Source organism: Sphaerisporangium sp. TRM90804 (genome assembly GCF_029846175.1).
Lineage (GTDB): Bacteria > Actinomycetota > Actinomycetes > Streptosporangiales > Streptosporangiaceae > Sphaerisporangium.
This window is the reverse complement of sequence record NZ_JARWAC010000017.1, coordinates 35,468-47,399: the sequence shown is the minus strand read 5'-3', so window position 1 is coordinate 47,399 and position 11,932 is coordinate 35,468. Positions and strand designations below refer to the sequence as shown.

The following is an 11,932-nucleotide window of genomic DNA, read 5'->3' as shown; positions in this document are numbered from 1 at the left end:
CGCGCCAGGGGCGGCCTTCTCCCCCGTGCCGCGCGAAGACCGAGGCCGGCCTTCTTGACCGTAATTTTTCCATACTGTATACCGAATGCACTGTCGACGCGAGAACGGAGCTGCTTCGTGAAGGTCGCTGTTCTTGGCGCCGGCGCCATCGGCGCGTATGTGGGCGCCGCCCTGTACAGGGCCGGCGTCGAGGTGCATCTCATCGCCCGCGGGGAGCACCTCGCCGCGATGCGTCAGTCCGGTGTGCGCGTGCTGAGCCCCCGAGGGGACTTCACCGGTCACCCTCACGCCACCGACGACCCCGGCAGTGTCGGGCCGGTGGACTACGTGTTCCTCGGCCTCAAGGCCAACTCGTACGCCGCGGCGGGGCCGATGATCCGTCCCCTGCTGCACGAGACCACCGCGGTGATCGCCGCCCAGAACGGCATCCCCTGGTGGTACTTCCACCGCCTGCCCGGCCCCTACGAGGGATACCGCATCGAGAGCGTCGACCCCGGCGGCAGCGTCACCGCGGCCCTGCCCCTGGAGCGCGCCATCGGCTGCGTCGTCTACGCCGCCACCGAGCTGGAGGCCCCCGGGGTGGTCCGCCACCTGGAGGGCACCCGGTTCTCGATCGGGGAGCCCGACGGCTCGATCTCCGCCCGCTGCACCGCCTTCGGCGAGGCCATGGCCCAGGGCGGCCTCAAGTGCCCCGTCGAGGCCGACCTGCGGCACGACATCTGGATCAAGCTGATGGGCAACATCGCCTTCAACCCCATCAGCGCACTCGCCCGCGCGACGATGGCGGGCATCTGCCGCCACGAACGCGCGCGGGCCCTCGTCGTCGAGATGATGCGCGAGACCGTGGAGGTGGCCCGCCGGGTCGGATGCGAGCCCCGGATCTCCATCGAGCGCCGGATGGCCGGCGCCGAGAAGGCCGGCGAGCACAAGACCTCCACCCTCCAGGACCTGGAGAAGGGCAAGCCGCTGGAGCTGGACGTGCTGCTCGCGGCCGTCGTCGAGCTGGCCGGCCTCACCGGGACGGACGTGCCCACGCTGCGGTCGATCCACGCGGTGACCGACCTGCTGGACGAGCAGACGCGCCTCGGCCTTGTTCCCGCCGGCTAATAACACATACCGTAGACTGCATACAGAATTCGTGTGAAAGGCTGGATATGACGAAGAACCGAGTCGAGCAGCACTACGACCGGTTGACCCATCCGCTTGTACGCGAGAACGGTGTGCTGCGGCGGGCCACCTGGGACGAGGCCCTGGAACGGGCCGCCGAGGGATTTCGCCGCAACATCGGCCGGCACGGTCCCGACGCGTTCGCGATGCTGTCGTGCGCCCGCTCGACCAACGAGATGAACTACGTCGCCCAGAAGTTCTCCCGGGTCGTGGTCGGCACCAACAACGTCGACTCCTGCAACCGCACCTGCCACGCGCCGAGCGTCGCGGGCCTGGCCGCCGCCTTCGGCAGCGGCGGCGGCACCTCCTCCTACCAGGAGGTCGAGGACACCGACGTCATCGTCATGTGGGGGTCGGCGGCGCGCAACGCCCACCCGATCTTCTTCCACCACGTGCTCAAGGGCATCCGCAAGGGCGCGCGCATGTTCGCCGTCGACCCGCGCCGCACCGGCACCGCCCAGTGGGCCGACCGCTGGCTGGGGCTCAACGTAGGCACCGACATCCCACTGGCCCACGCGGTCGCGCGCGAGATCATCGACGCCGGGCTGCACAACACCGCCTTCATCGAGCGCGCCACCGTGGGCTTCGAGGAGTTCAAGGCCTCGGTCGAGCCGTGGACGCTCACGGCCGCCGAGCAGGTCACCGGCGTCCCGGCCGAGGCGATCAGGGAGATGGCCCACGCCTACGCCCGCGCCGACCGGGCCCAGCTCTGCTGGACGCTCGGCATCACCGAGCACCACAACGCCACCGACAACGTCCGGGCGCTGATCAACCTGTCGCTGCTCACCGGGCACGTCGGCAGGTACGGCTCCGGGCTGTCGCCGCTGCGCGGGCAGAACAACGTGCAGGGCGGCGGCGACATGGGAGCTATCCCCAACCGCCTGCCCGGCTTCCAGGACATCCTCGACCCCGCGATCCGCGCCAAGTTCGAACAGGCCTGGCAGGCGCCGATCCAGCCCAGGTACGGCCTCAACCTCACCGACATGCTGGAGGCCATGGGCGAGGGCAAGGTCACCACCTGCTACCTCATCGGCGAGAACCCCGTGCAGTCCGAGGCCGACTCCCTGCACTGCGTCAAGCGGCTCAGCATGCTCGACCACCTGGTCGTGCAGGACATCTTCCTCACCAAGACCGCCCAGATGGCCGACGTCGTGCTGCCCGCCAGCGCCGCCTGGTGCGAGGCCGAGGGCACCTTCACCAACAGCGAGCGCCGCGTGCAGCGCGTCCGGGCCGCGATCACCCCGCCCGGCGAGGCCCGCGACGACATCTGGATCATGTGCGAGCTGGCCCGCCGGCTCGGCCACGACTGGGACTACACCAGCTCCGAGGAGGTGTGGGAGGAGGTGCGCCTGCTCTCCCCCGCCCACACCGGCATGAGCTACCAGCGCCTGACCGACCTGCAGGGCATCCAGTGGCCGTGCCCGTCCGAGGACGACCTCGAACCGCCCTACCTGCACGGCAGGCTCTGGGAGACCGACCCCGCCCGGCGCGGCGCCCCCGCGCCGTTCGCCCTCCTGCGCCACTCCCCGCCGGTCGACCTGCTGGACGAGGAGTACCCGCTGCGCCTCACCACCGGCCGCACGCTGGACTCCTACAACACCGGCGTCCAGTCGTCCGGCTTCTCCTCGCCGCTGCGCAGGGGCGAGCACATCGAGCTGTCCCCCGAGGACGCCGCCCGGCTCGGCCTCGCCCAGGGCGAGGAGGTGCGGATCAGCTCCCGGCGCGGCTCGGTCGTCGCCCCCGTGCACGTCGACCCCGGGCTGCGGCCGGGGCTGGTGTTCATGAGCATGCACTTCCCCGACGAGGTGGACACCAACTCCCTCACCATCGAGGCCACCTGCCCCATCGCCGGCACCGCCGAGTTCAAGGCGGCGGCCGTGCGTGTGGACAAGCTCGTCGCCGCGAAGGCCGGGTGACCCGCCGTGGACCTGAGGTTCCGCGACGCCGAACCCCTGGCCGAGGAGCGCGCCGCCGTCGACGCGCTGCTCGGCCCCCCGCCCTCCTCCTGGGCCGGCGGGCAGCGCACCGACGAGGACCTGCGGTTCGCCGCCGGCGGCCACCAGGCCCGGGAGCAGCGCGACCTGCTGCTCCCGGCCCTGCACGCCGTCAACGACCGCGTCGGGTGGATCAGCGAGGGTGCGCTCGACTACATCTGCCGCCGCCTCACGATCCCGCCCGCCGAGGCGTACGGCGTGGCCGGCTTCTACGCGCTGTTCTCCCTCAAGCCCCGCCCCACGCGGGTGCTGCACGTCTGCACCGACCTGGCCTGCCACGCCAACGGCGCCGAGGACGTGCGGCGCCGCGTCCAGGAGCGGCTCGGCCCGCCCGGGGCGTCCTGGTCGCCGAGCCCGTGCCTGGGCCTGTGCGAGCGGGCCCCGGCCGCCGTCGCGCTGGAGGCCGGGGAGCATCCCCGTGCCGTCGTCTACGCGCCGGTGCGGGCGGACGAAGCCGAGCTCGACCCCGCCTCCCCCGTCTCGCCGGCCCCCCCGCCGGCGTCCCCGGCGGCCGGCGGCCCGCTCGCGCCCGCCCCGCCGCTGCCCCCGATGCCCAGCGCCTCGACCAGGGACGCGGGCCCCGGCGGCACGCTCCAGGCCGACACGACCAGCGAGCTGCGCACCGCCAACGGCGTCCGCACGCCCGACGGCGTCCGCGAGGCGCACGGCCCGGTCTTCGGCGCCGGCGCACACGGGCCCGCGCTCGGCGAGCGCGGCAACGACGGCCTGGCCGAGCTGCCCGAGCCCCCCGTCCGGGCCGCCGTGCCCCAGGCGGGCGACCCGTCCCTCGTCCTGCTGCGGCGGGTGGGCGCGGTCGACCCCGAGAGCCTGGACGACTACCGGGCCACCGGCGGCTACTCCGCGCTGCGCCGCGCCTTCCAGCTCGGCCCGCTCGGCGTCATCCAGGAGGTCACCGAGGCCGGCCTGGTCGGCCGCGGCGGCGCGGCGTTCCCGGCCGGGCGCAAGTGGGCGGCGGTCGCCGGCCAGCCCGACCGCCCGCACTACCTGGTGTGCAACGCCGACGAGAGCGAGCCGGGCACCTTCAAGGACCGGGTGCTCATGGAGGGCGACCCGTACGCGGTCATCGAGGCCATGACCATCGCGGCCTACGCCACCGGCTGCACCCACGGCTACCTGTACATCCGCGGCGAGTACCCGCGCGCCATCGGGCTGCTGGAGAACGCGATCGCCACCGCCCGCGCGCGGGGGCTGCTCGGCGAGGACATCCTCGGCCAGGGGCTCGCCTTCGACATCGAGATCCGCAGGGGCGCCGGCGCGTACATCTGCGGCGAGGAGACGGCGATCTTCAACTCGATCGAGGGCTACCGGGGCGAGCCGCGCAGCAAGCCCCCCTACCCGGTCGAGAAGGGGCTGTTCGGCAAGCCGACGCTGGTGAACAACGTCGAGACGCTGGTCAACGTGCCGCCCATCCTGCTGCACGGCGGCGCCGCCTACGCACAGGTGGGCACGGAGGTGTCCACCGGCACCAAGCTGTTCTGCGTCTCGGGCAACGTGGCCGCGCCCGGCGTGTACGAGGTGCCGTTCGGCGCGACGCTGCGCGAGCTGCTCACGCTGGCCGGCGGCGTCCCGGGGAACCTGCGCGCCGTGCTGCTCGGCGGCGCCGCCGGGGCGTTCGTCCGCCCCGACGAGCTGGACGTCCCGCTCACCTTCGAGGGCACCCGCGCGGCCGGCACGACCCTCGGCTCGGGCGTCGTGCTCGTCCTGGACGACGGCGTCGACATGGCCCGCATCCTGCTGCGCATCGCCGAGTTCTTCCGCGACGAGTCCTGCGGCCAGTGCGTGCCCTGCCGGGTCGGCACCGTGCGCCAGGAGGAGGCGCTGCACCGTCTGTCGACCAGGCCCCGGGCCGACGACCTCGTGCTGCTGCGCGAGGTGGGCCAGGCCATGCGCGACGCGTCGATCTGCGGGCTCGGCCAGACCGCGTGGAACGCGGTCGAGTCGGCCATCGACCGCCTGAGCGTCTTCCCGGCCGCCGGCACCCTCACCCAGGAGACGCCATGACCGTTCCCCTGTCACCGCCCCGGCGCCTGATCGAGCTGACCGTGGACGGCGAGCCCGTCCGGGTGCCCGAGGGGGCCACCATCCTGGACGCCTGCGGCGGCGCCGGCCAGGACATCCCCACCCTGTGCTACGGCGACACGCTCACCCCCAAGAACGCCTGCCGGGTGTGCGTGGTGGAGGTCGAGGGCTCGCGGACGCTCGTCCCGGCCTGCTCGCGCAAGGCGGAGGCCGGCATGGTCGTCGGCACCGCCACCGAGCGGGCCCGGCACAGCCGCAAGGTCGTGCTGGAGCTGCTCGCCTCGTCGGTCGACCTGTCCACCACCCCGGGCGCCGCCGCGTGGCTGGAGGAGTACGACGCCCGCCCCGGCCGCTTCGGCGAGGACGCGGCCCGCGTCGACCAGCCGGTGAAGGTGGACAACGACCTCTACGTGCGCGACTACGACAAGTGCATCCTGTGCTACAAGTGCGTGGACGCCTGCGGCGAGCAGTGGCAGAACAGCTTCGCCATCGCCGTGGCGGGCCGCGGGTTCGACTCGGTGATCTCCACCGAGTTCGACGCCCCGCTGACCGACTCGGCGTGCGTCTACTGCGGCAACTGCGTCGAGGTGTGCCCCACCGGGGCGCTGTCGTTCAAGACCGAGTACGACATGCGCGCCGCGGGCTCCTGGGACGAGTTGCGGCAGACCCAGACGACCACGATCTGCAGCTACTGCGGGGTCGGCTGCAACCTGACCCTGCACGTGCAGGACAACCGGATCGTCAAGGTCGGCTCCCCGCACGACAACCCGGTGACGCACGGGAACCTGTGCATCAAGGGCCGCTTCGGCTACCAGCACGTCCAGAACGTGGCCCTGCCCGAACCCGCCGGGGCCGGCTCGGCCGCCGGCTCACCCTCGGTCCCGGCCGCCTCCTCCGGCTCCGGGCCGTCCTCGGGCGTCACCGCCACCATCCCGGCCGCCCCGGGCCGCGCGCCGTCCGGTCCCGGCACCGCCCGGGACACCGGGCCGCCGCCGGGCGACCCGGCGCGCGGGGAGCCGGGCACGTGAGCCGGGTCACCGTCCGGCGCCCGATCCTGCGGCTGCGCGACGCCGCGCTGTCGCGGCGGGTCGACGTCCTGGCCGCCGAGGAGCCGCTGGAGATCCGCCTCGACGGCCGCCCGCTGACCGTCACCATGCGCACGCCGGGCGACGACTTCGACCTGGCCGCCGGCTTCCTCGTCAGCGAGGGTGCCGTCGGCTCGGCCGCCGACATCGGGTCGATCCGCTACTGCGCGGGCGCCACCGCCGACGGCCTCAACACCTACAACGTGCTGGACGTCCGCCTCGGTCCGGGCGTGACCGCGCCGGCGGCCTCGCTGGAGCGCAACTTCTACACCACCTCCTCCTGCGGCGTGTGCGGCAAGGCGTCGCTGGAGGCGGTGCGCACGGTCGCCCGCTGGGAGGTGGCCGGCGACCCCTTGCGCCTGGACTCGGAGGTGATCGGCGCGCTCCCGGACCGCCTGCGCTCGGCCCAGCGCGTCTTCGACCGCACCGGCGGCCTGCACGCCGCCGGCCTGTTCACACCCGAGGGCGAGGCCCTGTGCGTCCGGGAGGACGTGGGCCGGCACAACGCCGTCGACAAGATCCTCGGCTGGGCGGTGCGCGGGGACGAGCTCCCGCTGGCGTCCACCGTCCTGATGGTCTCCGGGCGGGCCTCGTTCGAGCTGGTGCAGAAGGCGGTCATGGCGGGGATCCCGGCCCTGGCCGCCGTCTCGGCGCCCTCGTCCCTGGCCGCGGAGCTGGCCGCGGAGTGCGGCCTCACCCTCATCGGGTTCCTGCGCGGCGGCTCCATGAACGTCTACACCGGGGAGCACCGCATCGCCTTCCCCGCCACCGTGAACGGCCGCTGACCGCCCCCGCCCGGCCGCCGCGGTGGCGGGCCGGGCCGGGGGCGCGTGGAAGAATCGGCTGCGGCCGTTCGCCGTCGCCGGGCCGGAAGCCAGCCGCTCGCCGCGGCGCGATCCGCCCGGCGGTGGGGGCCGAGCCGACCCGTCCCCGGCCCTCAGGTGGTGAACCGATTGACCCGCGACCCTCGTCGCGTCCTGGTGACCGGCGCCGCGGGCAGGCTCGGGCGCGCCACGCTCGGGCTGCTCGCCGGCCACGGCATCCCCGCCACCGCGCTCGACCTCCACGACCCCGGCGACCTGCCGGCCGACCGCGTGGTGGCCGGCGGCGCCGGTGACGCCCGGGCCGTACGCGAAGCCGTGCGCGGGGCCGACACCGTGATCCACTGCGCCGCCATCCCCGCGCCCAGCCTGGGCACGCCCGAGGAGGTGTTCGTCGGCAACGTCCGGGCGACCTTCGTCGTGCTGGAGGAGGCCGCGCGGGCCGGCGTCCGGCGCGCCGCGATCGCCAGCAGCTTCTCGGTCCTCGGCCTGCCCTGGGCGCCGCGGCTGCTGCGCCCGGCGTACCTCCCGGTGGACGAGGCGCTGCCGCTGCAGGTGGCCGATCCGTACGCGCTGTCCAAGCAGGCCGACGAGGCGACGGCCGCGATGATGGCCCGCCGCTACGACATGGCCGTGGTCGCCCTGCGGTTCCCGCTGCTCGGCGGCCCGGACGACCAGTTCCCCAAGCGCGCCGCCGCCTACGCCGCCGACCCAGGCGCGGGCGTCCGCGAGCTGTGGAGCCACCTCGACACCAGGGACGCCGCGCGGGCCAACCTGCTCGCGGTCACCCGGCCGGTCACCGGCTACCACGTGCTGGGCCTGGCCGCCGCGACCACCCTGGCCCCGTACCCCACCGCGCGACTGCTCGACCTGTACCTGCCGGGGGTCGTGCGCCGCGCGACCATGCCCGACCGCGTCACCCCGATCGACGTCGGCGCGGCCGAGCGGCTGCTCGGCTTCCGCGCCGAGCACGCGCACCCGGTGACGCCCGTGGACGACCTTCCCGACCCAGACGTGGCGGTGTCATGAACCAGCTCTTCGACGGCGTGATCCCCGAGACCCAAGCGCCGTGGCCGTCGCGTGACGGCCTGCGCATCACCCGCGTGCGGCCCATCGTGACCGCGCCCGAGGGCGTCCCGCTCGTCGTGGTGCGGGTCGACACCAGCGAGCCCGGCCTGTACGGCCTGGGGTGCGCCACCTTCACCCAGCGCTTCCACTCGGTGGCCGAGACCGTCGAGAAGCACGTGGCGCCGATGCTGATCGGCCGGCACCCCGCCGACATCGAGGACATCACCCGCATGGTGCACCTGTCCTCGTACTGGCGGGGCGGCCCGGTGCTGAACAACGCGCTGTCCGGGGTCGACCAGGCCCTGTGGGACATCGCGGGCAAGCGGGCGGGCATGCCGGTGTACGAGCTGCTGGGCGGCCGGGTGCGGGCCGCCGCCGCCCTCTACCTGCACGCGAGCGGCGCCTCGATCGAGGAGACGCTGGAGCGGGCCCGGCAGATCATGGCCACCGGCGTCACGCACGTGCGGGTGCAGGTGGGCCAGCCCGGCCTCGGCAGCTACGGCGCGCCCGGCGTCGGCGGCGCCTACCCCGGACACCCCCATCCGGACGGCTGGGACGTGCAGCACTACCTGCGCACGACCCCCGAGCTGTTCGCCCGCGCCCGCGCCGAGCTGGGCGAGGAGGTGCGCCTGCTGCACGACGTGCACCACCGGCTGACCGTCAAGCAGGCGATCGGCCTGGCGCGGCGGCTGGAGCCGTTCCGCCTGTTCTTCCTGGAGGACCCCATCCCGCTGGAGCTGTACGACCGGCTGCCGGAGCTGCGCGAGGCGGCCCCGATGCCGATCGCCGTCGGCGAGCAGGCCGGCTCGGTGGCCGACGCGGCCCGGCTGGTCAGCCGGGGCGGCGTGGACATCCTGCGCCTGCACGTGTCGGCGATCGGCGGGCTCACCCCCGCGCGCAAGCTGGTCGCCCTGTGCGAGCTGACCGGCGTCGGCACCGCCTGGCACGCACCGGCCGACGTCTCCCCGGTCGGCGCCGCCGCCAACGTGGCGCTGGACGTCACCACCCCGGCCTTCGCCATCCAGGAGGGCCACGTGTACAACGACGCCACCCACGAGGTCTTCCCCGGCACCCTGGCACCGCGTGACGGCTACCTCTACCCGCACGACGCCCCAGGCTGGGGCGTCGACCTCGACGAGACCGCCGCGGCCGAGCACCCCCCGGCCACCCACCTGTTCGAACGCTGGGCCGCCACGGTCCGCCGCCCCGACGGCGGCATCGAGGCCCCTTAGCAACGGGACACGGCACGACCCGGTCGCCTTCGAAACGGTGCCTCCGGCGCGCTTTCTGATGGGCGACCCCACCCCCACCCCACCGCCGCGCAAGCGAAGGATCCGATAACCGGACGACGCCGAGCCGCCTCGGGGGCGGGCACACCCGGCAGAGCCCGACTCCGAGGGCTGAACGGTACCCCACCGCCCCGCTGCCCTTCCCAGCCCGCGACGGCGAGTCGCGGTACGGCGAAGGCCGCGCCGTCGGCGGCGCTCAGCCATCCCGGGCGGGCAGGGTCAGCGGTAGTCGGCCGGGTCGGCGGGGGTGCCGTCGCGGGTGGCGGCGTAGTAGGCGCCCCAGTCGGGGCGGGAGCCGTCGGCGTCGGCGAAGCCGTACTCCTTGGCCAGGCGCCAGCTCGACAGGGACTCGCCGGTCCAGCGGCTCACCTCGGGGTCGGCGGCCAGGGCGGCCACCGCGCGGCCGACGTAGGCGGGGGTCTCGGACATCGCGAAGTACGGGTCCTTGGCGATGCCGTCCCGCCAGGTGGGTTCGGTGACGCCGAAGTGGTCGAGCATCGCCTCCGACCGCAGGAACCCCGGCGTGAGCGCGAGGGCCGTGACGCCGTGCGGGCGCAGGTCGCCGGCCTGCGCCAGGGCGGCGCGGATGACGCTCGCCTTCGCCAGGTCGTAGAAGAAGGTGCCCCGGTAGCCCATGTCGGCGGTGCCGTCGGTGACCTCCACGACCAGGCCTTGGCGGCGCGCCACCATCAGGGGCAGCGCGTGCCAGCTCGTGATGATGTGCGAGTGCACCGCCTGACGCTGCAGCTGAAGGCCTTCCTCCAGCGGCTGCTCCCACAGCGGCTTGTCCCACACCGTCAGCGGGTCGCCGCCCCACACGTTGTTCACCAGCACGTCGAGCCTGCCGTCCTGCTCCCGCGCCAGGCGTTCCACCAGGTCGCGCACCTGGGCGGAATCGGTGTGGTCGACGGCGACGGCGATGCCGCGCCCCCCGGCGGCGGTGACCAGCTCGGCGGTCTGCTCGATCGTCTCGGGCCGGTTCATGGGAGACCGGGCCGCCGCCGTGCTGCGCCCGGTCACGTACACCGTCGCGCCGGCCGCGCCGAGCTGGACGGCGATGCCCCGCCCCCCGCCGCGGGTGGCCCCGCTGACGAGGGCCACCTGCCCGGCCAATGGTCTGTCGGTCACCGTTCCACCTTGTCACACCGGTAGCGCGTGAGCAGATCGCGAGCGACGGCGGGACCTCAGCCGGCGTCGAGCGCGTACCGGGCGACGAAGGCGTTGGTGAACTTGCCCGAGGGGTCGTAGCGGCGTGCCAGCGCCTGGAAGTCGGGCAGGCGCTCGTAGCTCGCGCGCACCGTCTCCGGCGGCAGGGTGAACAGCTTGCCCCAGTGCGGCCGGGGGCCGAACGGCGCCAGGCACCGCTCGACGAGCCCGACCACCGGCAGCACCGCGGCCGTGTCCTTCACCCAGGTGAAGTGGAAGGCCACGCTGTCCCGCCGGTAGAACGGGCTCAGCCACAGCTCGTCGGCGGCGATCGTGCGGATCTCGGAGATCTGCAGTACCGGCGCGACGTGCTCCTGAAGCTCCGCGAGCGCGCGCAGCGCCTCCACGGCGTGCGTGCGGGCCACCATGAACTCCGACTGCAGCTCCTCCCCGCTGCTGGGGGTGAAGTCGGGCCGGAAGTGCGGCAGGCGCTCGAACCAGGGGCCGGGCACGCCCAGCTGCTCGGTGCAGTGCACCGGGGACACCCCGGGAACGGGGTGCAGGGGGCCGCCCGCCGCTGTGGCGCCGAACAGGCTCGTCGCCGCGGGGCCGGCGTCGCCGTCGAGCCGCTCCTTCACCCACACCTGTTCGATGTGCGGGGAGCGCCACCCGGTGAACAGGCTCACGCTGTAAGCGGCGGACACGACGTCGCCGAAGTGCTCGTCCAGCGCCTCCAGCGGCAGCCCCTCGTACACCTGCTGCCGCATCGTGAACGCGGGCTCGACGTCCAGCGTCAGGCCGACGACCACCCCGAGCGCCCCGAGCCCCACGACCGCCCCGGCGAACCCCTCGTCGCCCCGCGCGAGGCTCACGAGGTCGCCGTCCGCGGTGACCATCTCGATCGCCGACACGGCCGTCGCCAGGCTGCCGTTGCCCACGCCCGAGCCGTGCGTCGCGGTCGCGCAGGACCCCGCCACCGAGATGTGCGGCAGCGACGCCAGGTTGTGCACCGCGTACCCCGCCTCGTGCAACCGGCGGCCCAGCTCGGCGTACCGCACGCTTCCTGTGACCCGCACCGACGCCGACGCGCCGTCGATCTCCACGCTCGACGGCAGGCCGTCGAGCGAGATCAGCGCGCCGGGCGAGTCGGCGACGTCGCTGAAGGAGTGCCCGCTGCCCAGCACGCGCGCCTTGTCGCTACGGGCCACCAGCCCGCGCAGCTCCTCCAGCGACGACGGCCGGTCGAGATGCCCGGCGCTGAAGGTGACGTTGCGGGCCCAGTTCTCGATCGTGGACGGCGATCGGCGATCGGGTGTGGACAC

Annotated in this window: 8 protein-coding genes and 1 pseudogene; 7 read left to right on the top strand and 2 right to left on the bottom strand. The window is 74.0% G+C overall.

The genetic code is table 11. The features are described 5' to 3' along the window. The first annotated feature begins 117 nt into the window (after nt 1–117). From PYR91_RS22240 to PYR91_RS22210, 7 genes and pseudogenes are all read left to right on the top strand, one after another. Nucleotides 118–1,107, top strand: a complete 990-nt coding sequence (locus PYR91_RS22240; RefSeq protein ID WP_279782416.1) for a 2-dehydropantoate 2-reductase — start codon at nt 118–120, stop codon at nt 1,105–1,107. A 47-nt stretch (nt 1,108–1,154) separates the two neighbouring features. Then, a complete protein-coding gene (locus PYR91_RS22235; protein ID WP_279782415.1) occupies nt 1,155–3,083 on the top strand; it encodes a molybdopterin-dependent oxidoreductase in 1,929 nt (642 codons plus the stop codon). A gap of 6 nt (nt 3,084–3,089) precedes the next feature. Beyond that, nucleotides 3,090–5,183 (top strand): NAD(P)H-dependent oxidoreductase subunit E, encoded by a 2,094-nt coding sequence (locus tag PYR91_RS22230; RefSeq protein ID WP_279782414.1) that lies wholly within the window; start codon nt 3,090–3,092, stop codon nt 5,181–5,183. Continuing rightward, a pseudogene (locus PYR91_RS22225) lies at nt 5,180–6,025 on the top strand (2Fe-2S iron-sulfur cluster-binding protein); the annotation flags it as partial. The gene PYR91_RS22230 and the pseudogene PYR91_RS22225, both read left to right, overlap by 4 nt. A 200-nt stretch (nt 6,026–6,225) precedes the next feature. After that, entirely contained in the window at nt 6,226–7,071 is an 846-nt protein-coding gene (gene fdhD / locus PYR91_RS22220) for a formate dehydrogenase accessory sulfurtransferase FdhD (RefSeq protein WP_279782413.1), read from the top strand. A 168-nt stretch (nt 7,072–7,239) separates the two neighbouring features. Then, nucleotides 7,240–8,136, top strand: coding sequence for an NAD(P)-dependent oxidoreductase (locus PYR91_RS22215; RefSeq protein ID WP_279782411.1), 897 nt, complete (start codon nt 7,240–7,242; stop codon nt 8,134–8,136). After that, nucleotides 8,133–9,407 carry an enolase C-terminal domain-like protein gene (locus PYR91_RS22210; RefSeq protein ID WP_279782409.1) on the top strand — a complete coding sequence of 425 codons (1,275 nt, stop codon included), beginning with the start codon at nt 8,133–8,135 and terminating at the stop codon, nt 9,405–9,407. The genes PYR91_RS22215 and PYR91_RS22210 overlap by 4 nt, the downstream gene beginning before the upstream one ends. Before the next feature lie 276 nt (nt 9,408–9,683). On the opposite strand, the gene PYR91_RS22205 is transcribed toward PYR91_RS22210, so the two are convergent. Both PYR91_RS22205 and PYR91_RS22200 read right to left on the bottom strand, forming a co-directional pair. Beyond that, nucleotides 9,684–10,592, bottom strand: a complete 909-nt coding sequence (locus tag PYR91_RS22205; protein ID WP_279782407.1) for an SDR family oxidoreductase — start codon at nt 10,590–10,592, stop codon at nt 9,684–9,686. A 56-nt stretch (nt 10,593–10,648) separates the two neighbouring features. Further along, nucleotides 10,649–11,932 carry a D-arabinono-1,4-lactone oxidase gene (locus PYR91_RS22200; protein WP_279782405.1) on the bottom strand — a complete coding sequence of 428 codons (1,284 nt, stop codon included), beginning with the start codon at nt 11,930–11,932 and terminating at the stop codon, nt 10,649–10,651.